This window comes from Pseudomonas sp. 22515 (assembly GCF_052044625.1).
Classification (GTDB): domain Bacteria; phylum Pseudomonadota; class Gammaproteobacteria; order Pseudomonadales; family Pseudomonadaceae; genus Aquipseudomonas; species Aquipseudomonas alloputida.
The window spans coordinates 1-17,746 of the sequence record NZ_JBQENN010000045.1 but is presented as its reverse complement, the minus strand read 5'-3'; the positions used below and the strand labels follow the sequence as shown (position 1 = coordinate 17,746).

Annotated in this window: 17 protein-coding genes; 2 read left to right on the top strand and 15 right to left on the bottom strand. The window is 62.9% G+C overall.

What is annotated here, in order from left to right:
- Positions 1-202: 202 nt before the first annotated feature.
- From ACTJJN_RS26020 to ACTJJN_RS25965, 12 genes are all read right to left on the bottom strand, one after another.
- A complete protein-coding gene (locus tag ACTJJN_RS26020; RefSeq protein WP_012053288.1) occupies positions 203-985 on the bottom strand; it encodes a TatD family hydrolase in 783 nt (260 codons plus the stop codon).
- A gap of 30 nt (positions 986-1,015) precedes the next feature.
- Complete coding sequence (locus ACTJJN_RS26015) at positions 1,016-2,002, bottom strand: DNA polymerase III subunit delta' (RefSeq protein ID WP_003247167.1); 987 nt, start codon at positions 2,000-2,002, stop codon at positions 1,016-1,018.
- Positions 1,995-2,627 carry a dTMP kinase gene (tmk, locus tag ACTJJN_RS26010; protein ID WP_012053289.1) on the bottom strand — a complete coding sequence of 211 codons (633 nt, stop codon included), beginning with the start codon at positions 2,625-2,627 and terminating at the stop codon, positions 1,995-1,997. Before tmk ends, ACTJJN_RS26015 begins: the two co-directional genes overlap by 8 nt.
- Before the next feature lie 9 nt (positions 2,628-2,636).
- Positions 2,637-3,857: an endolytic transglycosylase MltG gene (mltG, locus tag ACTJJN_RS26005; RefSeq protein WP_012053290.1), complete on the bottom strand. Its 1,221-nt coding sequence runs from the start codon at positions 3,855-3,857 to the stop codon at positions 2,637-2,639.
- A gap of 4 nt (positions 3,858-3,861) precedes the next feature.
- Positions 3,862-4,677 (bottom strand): aminodeoxychorismate lyase, encoded by an 816-nt coding sequence (gene pabC / locus ACTJJN_RS26000; protein WP_012053291.1) that lies wholly within the window; start codon positions 4,675-4,677, stop codon positions 3,862-3,864.
- A complete protein-coding gene (gene fabF, locus ACTJJN_RS25995; RefSeq protein WP_003247162.1) occupies positions 4,677-5,921 on the bottom strand; it encodes a beta-ketoacyl-ACP synthase II in 1,245 nt (414 codons plus the stop codon). The genes pabC and fabF overlap by 1 nt, the downstream gene beginning before the upstream one ends.
- 187 nt (positions 5,922-6,108) lie before the next feature.
- Positions 6,109-6,345 carry an acyl carrier protein gene (gene acpP / locus ACTJJN_RS25990; protein ID WP_012053292.1) on the bottom strand — a complete coding sequence of 79 codons (237 nt, stop codon included), beginning with the start codon at positions 6,343-6,345 and terminating at the stop codon, positions 6,109-6,111.
- Positions 6,346-6,548: 203 nt separating this feature from the next.
- Positions 6,549-7,289, bottom strand: a complete 741-nt coding sequence (gene fabG / locus ACTJJN_RS25985) for a 3-oxoacyl-ACP reductase FabG (RefSeq protein WP_012053293.1) — start codon at positions 7,287-7,289, stop codon at positions 6,549-6,551.
- Between the two features lie 15 nt (positions 7,290-7,304).
- Entirely contained in the window at positions 7,305-8,243 is a 939-nt protein-coding gene (fabD, locus tag ACTJJN_RS25980; RefSeq protein ID WP_012053294.1) for an ACP S-malonyltransferase, read from the bottom strand.
- 127 nt (positions 8,244-8,370) lie between these two features.
- Positions 8,371-9,381 (bottom strand): phosphate acyltransferase PlsX, encoded by a 1,011-nt coding sequence (gene plsX / locus ACTJJN_RS25975; protein WP_014754064.1) that lies wholly within the window; start codon positions 9,379-9,381, stop codon positions 8,371-8,373.
- 3 nt (positions 9,382-9,384) lie between these two features.
- Positions 9,385-9,567, bottom strand: a complete 183-nt coding sequence (gene rpmF / locus ACTJJN_RS25970) for a 50S ribosomal protein L32 (RefSeq protein ID WP_003247154.1) — start codon at positions 9,565-9,567, stop codon at positions 9,385-9,387.
- A 13-nt stretch (positions 9,568-9,580) separates the two neighbouring features.
- Positions 9,581-10,108, bottom strand: coding sequence for a YceD family protein (locus ACTJJN_RS25965; protein WP_003247153.1), 528 nt, complete (start codon positions 10,106-10,108; stop codon positions 9,581-9,583).
- A 96-nt stretch (positions 10,109-10,204) separates the two neighbouring features.
- Between ACTJJN_RS25965 and ACTJJN_RS25960 the strand changes: the two genes are divergently transcribed.
- Positions 10,205-10,783 (top strand): Maf family protein, encoded by a 579-nt coding sequence (locus ACTJJN_RS25960; protein WP_012053296.1) that lies wholly within the window; start codon positions 10,205-10,207, stop codon positions 10,781-10,783.
- Positions 10,784-10,991: 208 nt separating this feature from the next.
- Here ACTJJN_RS25960 and ACTJJN_RS25955 read toward each other — a convergent pair whose 3' ends face one another.
- Genes ACTJJN_RS25955 through rluC form a run of 3 tightly spaced genes read right to left on the bottom strand, consistent with a single transcriptional unit; the run spans position 10,992 to position 13,622 of the window.
- A complete protein-coding gene (locus ACTJJN_RS25955) occupies positions 10,992-11,981 on the bottom strand; it encodes a S49 family peptidase (protein WP_012053297.1) in 990 nt (329 codons plus the stop codon).
- Positions 11,982-11,987: 6 nt separating this feature from the next.
- On the bottom strand, positions 11,988-12,662 hold the full coding sequence (locus ACTJJN_RS25950; RefSeq protein WP_440781741.1) for an HAD family hydrolase: 675 nt from the start codon (positions 12,660-12,662) through the stop codon (positions 11,988-11,990).
- 3 nt (positions 12,663-12,665) lie between these two features.
- A complete protein-coding gene (rluC, locus tag ACTJJN_RS25945; protein ID WP_003247149.1) occupies positions 12,666-13,622 on the bottom strand; it encodes a 23S rRNA pseudouridine(955/2504/2580) synthase RluC in 957 nt (318 codons plus the stop codon).
- Between the two features lie 797 nt (positions 13,623-14,419).
- Here rluC and rne point away from each other — a divergent pair.
- Positions 14,420-17,656: a ribonuclease E gene (rne, locus tag ACTJJN_RS25940; RefSeq protein WP_440781739.1), complete on the top strand. Its 3,237-nt coding sequence runs from the start codon at positions 14,420-14,422 to the stop codon at positions 17,654-17,656.
- Positions 17,657-17,746 lie beyond the last annotated feature (90 nt).

Genomic DNA, 17,746 nt, shown 5'->3' with positions numbered 1-17,746 from the left:
CGAACGCCTTGGCGCACGCCTCGATATCGCGTCGTACAAACAAGGCGGTCGCGCGCGCCTGGCACAGGAGGGACTGGCCAGAAACAAACGTAGGAGCGGGTTTACCCGCGAAGCGCCGCGCGGGCGGCGCTCGATCTCATAGGCGCTGCAAGGGCTGTGTCAGGCACCTTGTGACCCTCACACAATCTCTAACCCCGGTGAATCAATCCACACGCGCCAGCGGGAACAGCCGCTTGAAGTTGGCGGTAGTCTGCTCGGCCAACTGCTCATAACTGGCCCCACGCAACGAAGCCACATACTCCGCCACCTCCCGTACATACTGCGGCAGGTTCGGCTTGCCCCGGTGCGGAATCGGCGCCAGGTAGGGCGAATCGGTCTCCACCAGCAAGCGATCGACAGGCACCTGCCGCGCCACTTCCCGCAAGGCATCGGCATTGCGGAAGGTCACGATGCCCGACAGCGAAATGTAATAACCCAGGTCCAGCGCCGCCTTGGCCATGTCCCAGTCTTCGGTGAAGCAGTGCAGCACGCCCGCTTGCGGCAGGCTCGCCTCACGCAGCAGCGCCAGGGTATCGGCGCGCGCCGCCCGGGTATGCACGATCACCGGCTTGCCGGTCTGCCTGGAGGCCTCAAGGTGCAGGCGGAACGAAGCCTGCTGCAGCTCTGCCGCCTCTGGCTCATAGTGGTAATCCAGCCCGGTTTCACCAATCGCCACCACATGCGGGTGGGCCAATTCGCGCAACAGCCACTCCAACGCCGGGGTTTCGCCAGGGGCCAGGTCCAGCGGGTGCACGCCCACCGAGCAGTCGACGTCAGCATACTGCTCGCTCAGCGCCTTCACTGCACCCGCATTCTCGGCACTGACGCCAATGCACAGGAAATGCCCGACCCCACGCTCACGCGCCGCCTGCAGGGCAGCATCGAGGGAGCCCTGGTGGGCACTGAGGTCAAGACGGTCGAGGTGGCAATGGGAATCTACGAGCATGGGATAACGGCACACATGAAAAATGGGAAATCAGCGGGCACCCGGCAGTTGCAGCCAGTGAGCCAGCAGCGATTCAAGCAACAAGGCACGGTTGAGGTTGGCCTTGCCCAGCACCTTCTGGCGCTGCTCGAGGATCCAGGCCTGCACTTCCAGCACCTTGGCCTGGCGGCTCTTCTGCGCCAGGTATTGCACGACCTTGCGCATATCGGCCAAGCCTAACCCTTCCTCGTCCTGGGTCAACTGATAGCGTAGGATCAGGTGCGACCAATCGCAGAACCAGTCGAACAGCAGCAACAACGGCACACCGCTCCAGGCATCGGCCAGCTGGCTGGGCGATTGCTGCTGCTTGAGCAGCTTCTTCACCCCATCGGCCACCAGCGCGCGTTGCTCGCGCACACCCTGCGCCTGCAGGCTGACCGCCATCAATGGCGAGCCCGCTGCCAGCGTCAGCAGCTCATCGCGCTCGACCTCGTCGCAGTCGGGTAACGCGCCAGCCAGCCATGCCTGGCTCTGGGCCAGGCTGGGCTGCGGGCAGGCCACCTGCTGGCAGCGGCTCTTGATCGTCGGCAACAGACGGCTGGGCTGGTGCGTCACCAGCAACAACACGGTGTCACCGGAAGGTTCTTCAAGGCTTTTGAGCAGGGCGTTGGAGGCGTTTACATTCATCGCCTCCACTGGCTCGATCAACACCACCTTGCGCCCGCCCAACTGCGCGGTCTGCACCACAAAGGCCACCAGCTCCCGTACCTGGTCGACCTTGATCGGCTTGTCAGCCTCCTCCGGCTCGAGGACGAAGTTGTCCGGGTGGCTGCCGGCCTTGAGCAACAGGCACGACTTACACGCCCCACAAGCGTCCAGGCCCTGCGGCTGCTGGCACAACAGGCGCGCCATCAGGCGCTCGGCCATGGCCCGCTTGCCAATACCCTGCGGCCCATGCAGCAGATAAGCGTGGGCGTGGCGGCTGCGACCGGCCAGTTGCTGCCACAGCGCCTGCTGCCAAGGGTAGGCCTCAGCCACGGCAACGCTCCAGAATGCCTGGCAGCAGAGCGTCGATGTCACGCTGAACAGCCTCCAGGGATTGTGCCGCATCAAGCAGGCTGTAGCGCTGTGGCGCGCCTTGGGCGCGCTGCAGGTACGCCTGGCGCACTGCTTCGAAGAACGCCTGCCCTTCCTGCTCGAATCGGTCCAGGCGGCCACGGGCGGCGGCGCGGGCAAGGCCCACTTCTACCGGCAGGTCGAAGACCAGGGTCAGGTCCGGGCGCAGGTCGCCCTGGACGAATTGCTCCAGAACCGCGATACGCTCTACCGACAAACCACGACCGCCGCCCTGATAGGCATAGGTAGCGTCCGTGAAACGGTCACACAGCACCACAGCCCCGCGTGCCAGCGCCGGGCGGATGACCTGCGCCAGGTGCTGGGCGCGAGCGGCGAACACCAGCAGCAGCTCGGTGTCGGCCGCCATGCCTTCGTCGCTGGGCGTCAGCAACAGTTCACGCACCTTTTCCGCCAGCGGCGTACCGCCTGGCTCACGGGTCAGCACCACGTCCAGGCCGTGTTCGCGCAGGCGCGCGGCCAGGTAGTCGCGATTGGTGCTCTTGCCCGCGCCTTCGGGGCCTTCCAAAGTAATAAACAAGCCGCTCACAGGCAGTCCTTAATGTTGTTCGTCAGGCGTCGGCCGCTCGGCCGCTTGTGCACCGCCAGCAGGGGCATCCTGCGCGGGCGCTTCATCGGGGGCTGGCTGCGCAGTTGGCTCGTCCGCTGCTGGGGGCTCAGGGTGCTGCGCATCGTCGGCGCCCGACGCCTGTTCGGCATCATCGGCCCTTGGCTTGGCCTCTTGCTGCGGCGCAGGACTGGAGCGGTAGTCCGACCGGCGCTTGAGCTGGAACTCGCGCACTGCCGAATTGTGGTCGTCGAGGTCGTCGGAAAACACATGGCTGCCATCGCCGCGGGCGACGAAGTAAAGGCTGGTGCCATTGGACGGGTTCAGCGCCGCGTGAATCGCCTCGCGGCCGACCATGGCGATCGGGGTCGGTGGCAGCCCAGTCATGGTGTAAGTGTTGTAGGGCGTTGGCTCGCGCAGGTCGGCGCGGGTGATCTTGCCGTTGTAGCGTTCACCCATGCCATAGATAACCGTCGGGTCGGTCTGCAGCATCATACCCAGGCGCATGCGCCGCACGAACACACCGGCGATCTGCCCGCGCTCCTGCGGAATGCCGGTTTCCTTTTCGACCAGGGAGGCCATGATCAGCGCCTGGTACGGGTCACGATACGGCAGGTCGGTGGAGCGCTCGGCCCACTCCTTGGCCAGCACTTCGTCCAGACGCATGTAGGCCTGCTGCAGCAACTCGACATCGGTCATACCCCGCACGAAGCGGTAAGTGTCGGGGAAGAAGCGGCCTTCGGGGAATACACCGGTATGGCCGAGCTTGTCCATGACCTCGGCATCCGACAAGCCGTCCAGGGTATGCTTGATCTTTTCATGCTTGGCCACGGCCGCACGCACCTGGCGGAAGGTCCAGCCTTCGACCAGGGTGAGGTTGTACTGCACCACGTCGGCACGGCGCCAGGCGTCGAACAACTGCTCGACGGTCATGCCAGGGGTAAGACGGTACTCGCCAGTGTGCAAGGGGGTGCCGGCCATGTTGAAGCGCCAGTACAAACGCAACCAGACGGCATCGTCGAGCAACCCTTCTCGTTGCATGCTGTAGAACATGCGGTTGGGGTTAGTGCCATTGGGCACATCTAGCAGGCGTTCCTGCGTGACGTGCAGGGGCTGCTCCAGGACCGAGTTGACCTTCCAGGCCGACCAGCCAAACGCCAGGCCGGCAAGGATCAAGCCCATTTCCAGCAACAGCAGGAATTTACGTCTCACGAATTCAGGTTTCCAGTAACGTACGGGCAACGGCCTGCAGTTTACGAGTGAGCGGGCCCGGCGACCAGTTTAGCGCGGCTACGCCACACACGGGCCAAATGCCGTAAACGCTATTGCAAACAAATACTTCATCCGCTTGCTCAAGCGCCTCGAACGACAGGTCGCAGACGTGTGCCGCAATACCCAGCAGCGGGGCCTGTTCCAGCAGTGCGGCACGCATCACGCCCGCCACGCCACAACGGCTAAGGTCGGCGGTAAGCAGCACGCCATCACGCACCAGAAACAGATTGCTGTATACCCCTTCGATCACCCTGCCCTGCGCGTCACGCATCAGGCCTTCGGCATGGACGCTGTCCTGCCATTCGGCACGGGCCAGCACCTGCTCCAGGCGGTTAAGGTGTTTGAGACCGGCCAACAGTGGTTGTTCCCCAAGCCGGGTCTGGCAAGGGAACAAACGCACGCCATGCTCGGCATGCTCGACAGGATAACGGGGTAATGGACTGCCTTGCAGGATACGCCGCGGCGCTGCATCGACAGCTGGCGCATAGCCACGCTGGCTATCGCCACGGGTAAGGATGAGTTTGACGACACCCTCACCCAGCTGGCTGGCGTAACGCAGCAGCTCGTCGCGCACCAGCGCCAGATCGGTGTTGATCGCCAAACGCTGGCAGCCCAGTGCCAGGCGTGCAAGGTGGCCGTCCAGCAAGCTGGGCCGGGCACCTCGCACGGCGATGGTTTCGAACAGGCCATCGCCGTAGGCCAGGCCGCGGTTCTGCAGGTTGAGTGCAGTCGCCGGCTGGCCGTCGATCCAGCTGTGCATCAGTCGGCAAACCGGCGGAATACCAGCGAGCCGTTGGTGCCGCCAAAGCCGAACGAGTTGGACAGCACCACGTCGATCGGCATGCTGCGCGCCTGGTGGGGAACGAAGTCGAGGTCACACCCTTCGTCCGGCTCGTCCAGGTTGATGGTCGGCGGGGCCATCTGGCTATTGATTGCCAGCACGCTGAAGATCGCTTCCACCGCGCCCGCGGCGCCCAGCAAGTGGCCGGTCATCGACTTGGTCGAGCTGACCGCCAGCTTGTAGGCATGCTCGCCGAACACGCGCTTGATCGCCGCCACTTCGGCCACATCGCCCGCTGGGGTAGAAGTGCCGTGGGCGTTGATGTAGCTGACGTCTTCCGGCTGGATACCGGCATCGCGCAAGGCGTTGGCCATGCAGCGGGCAGCGCCTTCGCCAGAGTCAGGCGGCGACGTCATGTGGTAGGCGTCGCCGCTCATGCCAAAGCCAACCAGCTCGGCATAGATAGTCGCCCCGCGGGCCTTGGCGTGCTCCAGCTCCTCGAGCACCAGGGCTCCAGCGCCGTCGGACAACACAAAGCCGTCACGGCCCTTGTCCCATGGGCGGCTGGCCCGGCTTGGCTCATCGTTGCGGGTAGACAGTGCGCGCGAAGCGCCAAAACCGCCCATGCCCAGACCACAAGCGGCCATTTCGGCGCCACCGGCGATCATCACGTCAGCTTCACCGTAGGCGATATTGCGCGCGGCCATGCCGATGCAATGGGTGCCGGTGGTGCACGCAGTGGCGATGGCATAGTTCGGCCCTTGCAGACCCAGGTGGATCGACAGGAAACCGGAGATCATGTTGATGATCGAACCCGGCACGAAGAACGGCGAAATGCGGCGCGGCCCTGAATCGTGCAGGGTGCGGCTGGTTTCTTCGATGTTGGTCAGACCACCGATACCCGAGCCCATGGCCACGCCAATACGCTCGCGGTTGGCATCGGTGACCTCCAGGCCGGCATTACGCACGGCCTGGAAACCCGCCGCCAGGCCGTACTGGATGAACAGGTCGAGCTTGCGGGCCTCTTTGGCCGACAGGTACTGCTCAACCTCGAAGCCTTTCACCGAGCCGCCAAAACGGGTGGAGTAGGCAGACAGGTCCGTGTGTTCGATCGGACCGATGCCACTGCGGCCAGCCAGAATGCCCTGCCAGGTGCTCGGTACATCGGTACCCAGTGGCGACAGCATACCCATACCGGTGACCACGACGCGTCTACGCGACACAGTACTCTCCTTTTCTAATAACAGAGTCTCTTGCCATTGCATTCAAGTGCTGGAATGAAATGGCAACAGGCTCTTGGTGCGCGGTGAACGAAGCCGCCTGAAAAATGCGAGGCGCTCGCAAAGAAAAAACCGCACGCCGGCGAAGGCAGTGCGGTTTTCCCCGACAAGAAACGTCGACTGTAGCGTCTTAGGCCTGGTGGGCTTTGACGTAGTCGATGGCAGCTTGAACGGTAGTGATCTTCTCGGCTTCTTCGTCAGGGATTTCGGTCTCGAATTCCTCTTCCAGAGCCATCACCAGTTCAACGGTGTCAAGCGAATCGGCACCCAGGTCATCGACGAAGGACTTCTCAATAGTCACTTCTTCTTCCTTGACGCCCAGTTGCTCGGCGACGATTTTCTTGACGCGTTCTTCGATGGTGCTCATACCTAGTTTTCACTCCTAATGGATATATGTCAGGCAGCTGGCCGGTGGCTAATTTTATAGAAAGACGTTCGCTTTTCAAGCAAAACGCACCTTCAGGCTAGTCACCACACCCGCTGCCTGGAATCTGGTTGCAGCTTTATAACGGATTTTAGGCTCGCAGTATGACTCTTTTTTTACGAAACCCGTCACATTGAGTTGCAGTATTACATGTACATCCCGCCGTTGACCGGCACGGTAGCGCCGGTCACGTAGGCGGCGCCGTCGGACGCCAGGAACGAAACCACCTTGGCAATTTCGTCAGCCTGGCCCAGGCGGCCCAGCGGAATCTGGGTCTGCAGGGCTTCGCGCTGAGCTTCTGGCAGCTCGCGGGTCATGTCGGTATCGATGAAGCCTGGGGTCACCGAGTTGACGGTGATACCACGCGAACCCACTTCACGCGCCAGGGCGCGGCTGAAACCTTCCAGACCGGCCTTGGCAGCCGCGTAGTTGGCCTGACCTGCGTTACCCATGGCACCAACGACCGAGCCGATGCTGATGATACGACCCCAACGCGCCTTGGTCATGCCACGCAGCACGCCCTTGGACAGACGGTAGAGGCTGTTCAGGTTGGTGTCGATGACATCAAACCACTCGTCGTCTTTCATGCGCAGCATGAGGTTGTCGCGGGTGATACCGGCATTGTTGACCAAGATGGCCGGCGCGCCGAACTGCTCGCCAATGGCGCCCAGTACGGCTTCAACCGATTCGGCGCTGGTCACGTTCAGCTCCATGCCAGTGCCGGTAATGCCGTGTTCTTTCAGGGTGGCAGCGATGCGCTCGGCACCGGACGCCGACGTGGCGGTACCGATCACGGTCGCGCCCTGGCGGCCCAGCTCGAGGGCGATGGCCTGACCAATACCACGGCTGGCGCCGGTAACCAGTGCAACTTTACCTTGCAGGCTCATGCAAGCTTCTCCAAATCAGGCCAGTGCCGCGCGGGTGGCAGCAACGGCGTCAGGGGTGTTGAGGTTGTAGGTGGTCACGCCGTCGGCGCAACGCTTGTTAAGGCCAGCCAGGACCTTGCCCGGGCCACACTCGACCAGGTTGACCGCACCGTTGGCGGCCAGGGTCTGCACGCACTCGACCCAGCGTACCGGCTGGTACAGCTGTGCCAGCAGGTCGTGCTTGAGGGCATCGAGGTCGGCGGCGACGGCGGCAGTGACGTTCTGCACCACCGGAATCTGCGGGGCCTTCCATTCGATGGCATTGACCGAATCGGCAAAGCGCTCGGCGGCGGGCTTCATCAGGGCGCAGTGCGACGGGACGCTCACCGCCAGTGGCAGGGCGCGCTTGGCACCTTTGGCCTTGCACAGTTCCATGGCGCGATCTACCGCTGCCTTGTTACCGGCGATGACCACCTGACCAGGCGAGTTGAAGTTCACGGCGCTGACCACTTCATCCTCAGCGGCTTCGGCGCAGATTTCCACGACCACAGCATCGTCCAGGCCGAGAATGGCAGCCATGGCGCCGTGACCGGCCGGTACGGCTTCCTGCATCAGCTGACCGCGGCGCTCGACCAGGCGAACGGCATCTTTCAGGCTGATGCTGCCGGCGGCGACCAGGGCGCTGTATTCGCCCAGGCTGTGACCGGAAACGAAGGCCGGCTTGGCACCGCCCTCTTCCAGCCACAGGCGCCACAGTGCGATGGACGCAGTAAGGATCGCCGGCTGGGTCTTGTCGGTCTGGTTAAGTTGCTCTTCCGGGCCGTCCTGGACCAGCTTCCACAGGTCGTAGCCGAGCGCTTCGGACGCTTCCTTGAAGGTTTCGATGATCACTGGCTTCTCGGCGCCGAGCTCGGCGAGCATGCCCAGCGACTGGGAACCTTGACCGGGAAAGACGAATGCGAGGGATGCAGACATTGAACAAGCCCTTATGATCTTGTCGTCGGATAGTGTGCGCCAGGCCCGAGGCCAGGCGCGGAATCTGAAAACTTGGATGGAAACACAGACCAAGCGGTCACATTTAAGCACTTCATCGGCGAAATGCCTAAGGCAACAGGTCTTCAAGGCGGCCATGCAGCCGCTGCGGCAGGTTTTCCTGAATTTCGATCAGCGCCCGCTGGATGGCACTCTGAAACCCCTGCACGCCCGCCGAGCCATGACTCTTGATGACGATACCCTGTAGCCCCAGAAAGCTCGCCCCATTATGCCGCGCCGGCGCCAGGTCGGCCTGCAGACGCTTGAGCAGCGGCATGGCAACGGCCCCGGCAACGCGGGCAAAAGCACCGCCCTTGAACAGTTTTTCGATGCGCGCACCGATCATCGTCGCCAAGCCCTCGCTGGACTTGAGCAGTATGTTGCCGACAAAACCGTCGCACACCACCACGTCTGCCTCACCCCGGTACAGGCCATCCCCTTCGACGAAACCGACATAGTTGAGCCCGCGGGCGCTCTGCAACAGCGTGGCAGCCAGCTTGACCTGCTGGTTACCCTTGATGTCCTCGGTACCGATGTTCAACAGCGCCACGCGTGGCCGATGCACACCCAAGGCCTGAGCGGCCACCGAGCCCATTACCGCAAACTGGTAGAGATTCTCGGCACTGCAGTCGACATTGGCGCCCAGGTCGAGCAGTTGACAGTAACCTGTCTGGGTCGGGATCGCCGCCACCATGGCCGGCCGGTCGATACCCGGCAAGGTCTTGAGCACGAAGCGCGACAACGCCATCAGCGCCCCGGTATTGCCGGCACTGACACAGGCCTGGGCTTTTCCGTCGCGCACCAGTTCGAGGGCGATGCGCATCGACGAATCCGGCTTGCCGCGCAACGCCTGGGATGGCCGCTCGTCCATGCCGACTACCTCACTGGCGGCCACAATCTGCAGGCGCGCGCGATCCGCAGCTGGCAAGCCACTGATGAGATCTTCAAGGAGGGAGGGTTGACCGACGAGGGTCAGGTGGAGCGAGGGGGTAGCCGAAAGGCAGGCAATGCTAGCCTGGACAATGCTGCGGGGACCGAAGTCCCCGCCCATTGCGTCGATCGCGATGACCTGAGCGGACAAGGATTACTCGTCAGCGCCCTTGTCAACCACTTTACGACCACGGTATACGCCTTCTGGCGAAACGTGGTGACGCAGGTGAACTTCACCGGTGGTTTTCTCTACCGACAGCGCGTTTTCCGACAGAGCGTCGTGCGAACGGCGCATGTCACGGGCAGAGCGGGATTTTTTGTTCTGCTGAACAGCCATAATTGATTAACTCCTAAACGTTTGGGTCACGCTTTAACTGCGCCAAAACACTGAACGGGTTGGACCGCGATACCTCGTCCTTGCTCGATTCGGGCTCGTCTGCGCCCGCCGGCTGCTGGCATTCTTCCGGATGATGAGCAGGCACGATTGGCAAGGCGAGCAAAAGCTCCTCCTCGACCAATGCCTGCAGATCCAAAGGATCTTCGCCCAGTTCCAGCACGTCATAGCCTTTCGGCAACGACTGGGTATTCGCACCCTCCTTCACCACGGCGTATGTACATTCGCTGTGGACCGGTAGGGTGACCAGCTCAAGACAACGCTGGCAAACCATCTTGACTTCGACGTCCAGCTCGCTGTGGATGACCACCACGTGCTGTTCATCTCGTTCAAAATCGAACTTCGCCTGCACCGTACCGACATTGTCGGAAAGCGGGTCGCAGAGTCTTTCCAAATCAGCGAGTTGCAGCGAACCGTTAAGGGTTACGCCACGATCGGCTAATTTGCGCGGGTCAACGTGAGGTGGAATCGGGTCATTCAACATAGGCGCAGCATTCTAGGGATGCCCCCCGCCCCTGTCAAAGGAAATTAGGCGGCATCGTGCGTGATAGAATTGGTTCAACCGAACCCGGAGTCTACCATGCTTCCTTTGTTACTGGCTTCCAGCTCTGCCTATCGCCGCGAACTGCTCGCTCGCCTGCACCTGCCCTTCACCTGGGCAAGCCCCGATATAGACGAGCAGCGCCGGCAAGACGAGCCAGCCGTTGAACTGGTACGCCGCCTTGCCAGGCAAAAAGCCGAGGCCTTGGCGGGCAGCCATCCCAGGCACCTGATTATCGGGTCGGACCAGGTAGCTGTACTGGGCGAACAGGTGCTGGGTAAGCCGCACACCTTCGAGCGGGCTTGCGAGCAACTGCTGGAGTGTAGCGGGCAGCAGGTGAGCTTTCTGACTGGGCTGGCACTACTGAACAGCGCCACCGGGCAATGCCAGGTGGATTGCGTGCCGTTTACCGTCACGATGCGCGAATTGAGCCGCGAGCGCGTGGAGCGCTACGTCGCGACGGAACAGCCGCTGGATTGCGCAGGGAGCTTCAAGGCGGAGGGGTTGGGGGTGAGCCTGTTCCAGAGCACCCATGGGTGCGATGCAACCAGCCTGATCGGGCTGCCGCTGATTCGGCTGGTGGATATGCTGACCAAGGAAGGGGTGATGGTTCCATAGCCTGGCTGGAGATTTTGGCGCCCGACGGATCGAGCGCCGCCCGGGAGGGTGGACGATTGGGGATATTGGCCGGCGGGTCCGGCCTATTCGCGGGTAAACCCGCTCCTACAACGCACCGTTGGGCACCCCGATCGATGAGCGGGCCTGCGCGCAACGCGCCGCGCGGGCGGCGCTCGATCTGCCAGACACCACAAGAACTGCGACGAACTCAACGCAACTGCGGCCCCTGGAACCCCATCCACATCGCCAGGTGCTCAGCCACGCTGGCACCCACGCGCTTGGAGAAGCGATCGAAAGGCGACTCCTGAACGGTGAAGTCCACCAACTCCTTCTCCCCCACGATCTCGCGCGCCACATAGCTGGCACTGCCCAAGCCATCCACCAGCCCCAGCGCCTTGGCCTGCTCACCCGACCAGATAAGGCCACTGAACAACTCCGGGTGCTCCTTGTCCTTCAGGCGCTCACCGCGCCCCTGCTTGACCATGGCGATGAACTGCTGGTGCGTGGTATCCAGCACGCCCTGCCAGAACCGGGTCTCTTCTGGTTTTTCCGGCGAAAACGGATCAAGGAACGCCTTGTGCTCACCCGATGTATAGGCACGCCGCTCGACCCCAAGCTTCTCCATGGCACCAACAAAGCCATAACCCGCCGCCGTCACCCCAATGGAACCCACCAGGCTGGCCTTGTCGGCATAGATCTCGTCCGCCGCACTGGCGATGTAATAGGCTCCGGAAGCCCCAAGATCAGCGATCACCGCATACAGCTTGATGGCGGGATATTCGGCACGCAGGCGCCGGATTTCGTCATACACGTAACCCGCCTGCACCGGGCTGCCACCCGGGCTGTTGATGCGCATCACCACAGCCTTGGTCTTGTCGTCCTTGAACGCCTCTCGCAGGCTCTTGACGATATTATCGGCGCTGGCAGCCTCCTGATCGGCAATCACCCCCCGCACCTCGACCAACGCGGTATGGCTGGCACTGCGCGAAGCGGCCTTGTCCATGTCCATCAGCGGCGAGAACAACGCCAGAATGCCGAACAGGTAGACGAAGGTCAGCAGCTTGAAGAAGATCCCCCAGCGCCGCGACCGTCGCTGCTCCTGCACGCTGGCCAGCAAGGTCTTTTCCAGCAGCTTCCAGCTGCTGCGCTCTTCGCGCTCCCCGGGCTCGGCCTCAGGGGCTTTCCATTCGTCTGCCATGCTTACCTACCTTGGAAATGGAATTGCGGAATCACCCAGCCACTCGCGCAACTGGGAAAAGTGATCGATACATACCTGCGGGCCAAACTCGGCCAGCGCCTGCAGCGACATGGCACCATAACCAACCGCCACCGAATGCATGCCGGCATTGCTGGCCATCTGCAGGTCGAATGCCGAATCTCCGACCATCAGCGCACGCGACGGTTCGACGCCACAATGCCCGAGGATTTCCTCAAGCATCAGCGGGTGTGGCTTGCCACGGGTCTCGTCAGCGGCACGGGTGATGTCGAAGAAACGCTCCCAGCCATTAGCCTTGAGCACCCGATCCAACCCGCGACGGGCCTTGCCGGTGGCCACCGCCAGGCGGTAACCCTCGGCGCGAAAGGCATCCAGCGACTCGACCACGCCATCGAACAGCGGCGAAGGTTGCTGATCCAGTGCAACGTAGACATCGGCATAGTGCTGGCGGAAGCTGGCAACCTCTGCGGGCACCAGGTGCGGGTACAAGGTGTGGATCGCCTCGTCCAAGGCCAGACCGATGATGCCCTTGACCGCATCGTCGCTGCTCTGTGCCTCGCCGGCACGCTCTGCGGCGACATTCATGGCCTCGACGATACGACCAATGGAATCGGCCAGGGTGCCGTCCCAGTCGAAGATCAGTAGCTCATAGCCTTTTTTCATGGGTCAGGATGCACTCAAACGTTCAACGGTCTTCGCCCAGACCTCATCCACAGGCGCCTCGAGCTTCAACTCGCCACCGTCGGGCAGCGGTACAGTCAACGCGTAGGCATGCAGGAACAGGCGCTTGCCACCCAACTCGCGAATTTCCCGGCTGAAGTCTTCGTCGCCGTATTTGCTGTCGCCAGCGATCATGTGCCCGGCATGCAAGGTGTGCACGCGAATCTGATGGGTACGACCGGTGATCGGGCGCGCCTCGACAATGGTGGCAAAGTCGCCAAAGCGGCGCAGCACGCGAAACAGGGTCAGCGCCTCCTTGCCTTCATCGTTCACTTCGACCATGCGCTCGCCGGAACGCAGGTTGCTCTTGAGCAACGGCGCGTTGACCTGCTTTTTCGAGGTGGGCCAGTGGCCGCGCACCAGCGCCATGTAGCGCTTGTCGACACCATCGCCGCGCAGGGCGGCATGCAGGTGGCGCAGCATGCTGCGCTTCTTGGCGATCATCAACAGGCCAGACGTGTCGCGATCCAGGCGGTGCACCAGCTCCAGCTCCTTGGCGTCCGGGCGCAACTGGCGCAGCGCCTCGATCACCCCGAAGCTCAGGCCACTGCCGCCGTGCACGGCGATGCCGGCCGGCTTGTTCATCACGATAAGCGCTTTGTCCTCGTAGACAATGGCGGCTTCCAGACGCTGCAGCAGGCCTTGGGCCACCGGCGCCGGTTCGTCTCGTTCCGGCAAGCGGACGGGCGGAACCCGCACGATGTCGCCGGCCTGGATCTTGTACTCCGGCTTGACACGGCCCTTGTTGACCCTCACCTCACCCTTGCGCAGGATGCGGTAGACCAGTGTCTTGGGCACGCCCTTGAGGGCCGTAATGAGGAAATTATCGATGCGTTGGCCGGCAAGCTCCGGCGCGACTTCGATCAGCTGAACGCCGGAAGTCGGAGGGGTATTGGTCGTCATTACGGGATCATAACAATTTTTTATGGAATTGAAGCACTTAATCATTGCTGCTATAGTCGCGAACGCCGCCAAAAGCGGCAGGCCAGCGGCACCAGGCTCTTTGCCGGTCCTTGACCTTCGCAATTCTCCAGGACGCGAGGCCGTCCTACGGGGTTTTCGCCAGTTTACCGAAATGCCTGGAATCGCCACCAGCGCCGTGTAGAGAAGACCGAAAAAAAACGACAAGTGCGGTGTTTCACCTGCTTACCCGATTCTTTTCGCTGCACCTCTGCCCGCGAGTCGCTTCCACGCATCGCCCGGCGAATGCTTCGGAAATACCTGCCTTGGACATGAATGGCGCCAGCGCAGAACCAGCGCTGGCGAAAAATGCAACCCGTTGCGGATTCAGCGCGCGGCAGCACCCGAATTATCAGGGATACGTGCAGGGTGGAGATGCACAGCCCTCGGACCGTGTAGCACCGCGTCCGGCCACCAGCCCACTGACGGCTGGTGAGCGGATAAGGTCCTGAACAGATGCCCTCCGGGCGTCCACGGCTGACGGTTGATTCCTCCTCCTGACTGAGTGCACAAGGCCCGCTTGGTTGATTCGGATACCTATTCGAAGCCACCGGGGCCTTGTTGGCACCGCAGCAAACAGGACGCGTCGTCGCGACAACGGCAGGCTGGGCAACCGGCTGGTGCCGAACGTCGCTCGACACGGGGGTGGCCCGGCCACCCTTTGCGCACCTTGGCACCGACCATGAGACGTCGTGTGTGCCGAACGCCGTTTCCGGCAGCCCGGAAACCGACGGTACAACATGAAAAGAATGCTGATTAACGCGACTCAACCCGAAGAGTTGCGTGTAGCCCTGGTGGACGGCCAACGTCTCTACGACCTGGACATCGAGTCCGGCGCGCGCGAGCAGAAAAAGGCCAACATCTACAAAGGCAAGATCACCCGCATCGAACCCAGCCTCGAAGCCGCCTTCGTCGACTTCGGTTCCGAACGTCACGGCTTCCTGCCGCTGAAAGAAATCTCCCGCGAGTACTTCAAGAAGGCCCCAGAAGGCCGGGTCAACATCAAGGAAGTGCTCAGCGAAGGCCAGGAAGTCATCGTTCAGGTCGAGAAGGAAGAGCGCGGCAACAAAGGCGCCGCCCTCACCACCTTCATCAGCCTGGCCGGCCGCTACCTGGTGCTGATGCCCAACAACCCGCGTGCCGGTGGCATCTCGCGCCGCATCGAAGGCGAAGAGCGCAACGAACTGCGCGAAGCCCTGAACGGCCTGACTGTACCGGGCGACATGGGCCTGATCGTGCGCACTGCCGGCCTTGGCCGCAGCAGCGAAGAAATGCAGTGGGACCTGGATTACCTGCTGCAGCTGTGGACCGCCATCAAGGAAGCGTCCCTGGACCGCGCCGCGCCATTCCTGATCTACCAGGAAAGCAACGTCATCATCCGCGCCATCCGCGACTACCTGCGCCAGGACATCGGCGAAGTGCTGATCGACAGCATCGACGCCCAGGAAGAAGCGCTGACCTTCATCCGCCAGGTGATGCCGCAGTACGCCAGCAAGGTCAAGCTGTACGAAGACAGCGTGCCGCTGTTCAACCGCTTCCAGATCGAAAGCCAGATCGAGACCGCCTTCCAGCGCGTGGTCGACCTGCCATCCGGTGGCTCGATCGTGATCGACCCGACCGAAGCCCTGGTGTCCATCGACATCAACTCGGCGCGCGCCACCAAAGGCAGCGACATCGAAGAAACCGCCCTGCAGACCAACCTGGAAGCGGCCGAGGAAATCGCCCGCCAGCTGCGCCTGCGTGACATCGGCGGCCTGATCGTCATCGACTTCATCGACATGACCCCGGCGAAGAACCAGCGCGCTGTTGAAGAGCGCGTGCGTGAATGCCTGGAAGCCGACCGTGCCCGCGTGCAGGTTGGCCGCATCTCGCGCTTCGGCCTGCTGGAAATGTCCCGTCAGCGCCTGCGCCCATCGCTGGGCGAAAGCAGCGGCATCGTCTGCCCACGCTGCTCCGGCACCGGCATCATCCGTGACGTCGAATCGCTGTCGCTGGCCATCCTGCGCCTGATCGAAGAAGAAGCCCTGAAAGACCGCACCGCCGAAGTACGTGCTCAAGTGCCGATCCCGGTTGCCGCTTTCCTGCTGAACGAAAAGCGTAACTCGATCACCAAGATCGAGCTGCGCACCCGCGCGCGCATCATCATCCTGCCGAACGACCACCTGGAAACCCCGCACTTCGAAGTCCAGCGCCTGCGCGACGACAACCCTGAAGTGCTGAACAACCAGTCCAGCTACGAAATCGCCGCCGCCGAAGCTGAAGAAGCGCCGCAGCCGACCGCCACCCGCACCCTGGTACGCCAGGAAGCCGCAGTGAAGACGGCCCCGGCCCGCGCCAACGCACCGGTACCGGCCGCCGCTGAAGAGCCCCAGGCTGCCGCGCCGGTCGCCCCTGCCCCGAGCGCTCCGGAGCCAAGCCTGTTCAAAGGCCTGGTGAAGTCGCTGGTGAGCCTGTTCGCCGGCAAGGACGAGCCTGCCGCCGCGCCAGTGGCTCCCGCCGCCGAAAAACCGGCTGCCGAGCGCAGCCCGCGCAACGAAGAACGCCGCAACGGCCGCCAGCAAAGCCGCAACCGCAACGGCCGCCGCGACGAAGAACGCAAACCGCGTGAAGAGCGTGCCGAGCGCGCACCGCGCGAGGAACGCGCCCCACGCGAAGAACGTGCACCGCGTGAGGAACGTGCCCCACGTGAAGAGCGTGCACCGCGTGAGGAACGTGCCCCACGTGAAGAGCGTGCACCACGTGAAGAGCGTGCACCGCGTGAAGAACGTACTCCGCGCCAGCCACGCGAAGACCGCCGTAGCAACCGCGGCGAAGAGCGCGTTCGCGAGCTGCGCGAACCGCTGGACGCCACCCCGCCAGCCGAACGCGAAGAGCGCCAGCCGCGTGAAGAACGTGTAGCCCGCGAAGAGCGTGCTCCACGCGAAGAACGCGCACCGCGTGAAGAACGTGCTCCACGTGAAGAACGCGCACCGCGTGAAGAACGTGCTCCACGTGAAGAGCGCGCACCTCGGGAAGAACGCGCTCCACGCGAAGAACGCGCCCCGCGCCCACCACGCGAAGAGCGCCAACCACGCGCTGCCGAAGAAGCAACCGAGCAGGCTGCCGAACTGGCCGAAGAGCAACTGCCAGGCGAAGAGCTGCTGCAAGACGAGCAGGAAGGCACCGATGGCGAGCGCCCACGCCGCCGCTCCCGTGGCCAGCGTCGTCGCAGCAACCGTCGTGAGCGTCAGCGCAATGCCAATGGCGAGCTGATCGACGGCAGTGAAGAAGAAGGCAGCGAAGAGCAGCCACAACAGCACCAGGCCACCGAGCTGGGTGCCGAACTGGCTGCCGGCCTTGCCGTGACAGCTGCTGTCGCCAGCAGCAACATCAGCTCCGATGCAGAAGCCCAGGCCAACCAGCAGGCCGAGCGTGCCACCGCCGAAGTCGCTGCCGTTGCAGAAACCGACAACAGCGAAGCCGCCCAGCCGGTCGAGCAGGCCGAAGTGGTCACCAAAGCTGAAGAAGCGTCCGTGGCCCCAGCGGTCGAGCAGCCGGTCACCGAGCCAGTGGCCGCAGCCGAGGCAACTGCCGAGCCTGTGGTCGAAATGGCCCCGCAGCCTGTCGCTGAAGATGCACCTGCTGCTGAGCCGGCCGTTGTTGCAGAAACCGTGGTCACTGAAACCCCAGCAGAAGCCCCAGCGGTAGAAGCCGGTGAGATCGAACAGGCCCCGGCCGTGGTCGAAGTCGCTCCGGTTGCCGCACAGCCTGCCCCGGTTGTCGAAGCCCAGCCAGAAGTGGTGGCCGAGCCTGCACCTGCAGTGGTCGAACCTGCCACTGTCATGCTGGCCAACGGCCGCGCACCGAACGACCCACGTGAAGTGCGTCGCCGCAAGCGTGAGGCCGAGGCTGCTGCCAAAGCGGCACAGGAAGCTGCTGCAGCCTCCCAGGAACCAGCCTTGGAAACCGCCGATGAGCACAAACCTCATCACGGCTGATAGCCAAAGCTGAATGAAAAAGCCCCGCCAGTGCGAACTGGCGGGGCTTTTTTTGGTTTGCCTGACGGGCCTCTTCGCGGGTAAACCCGC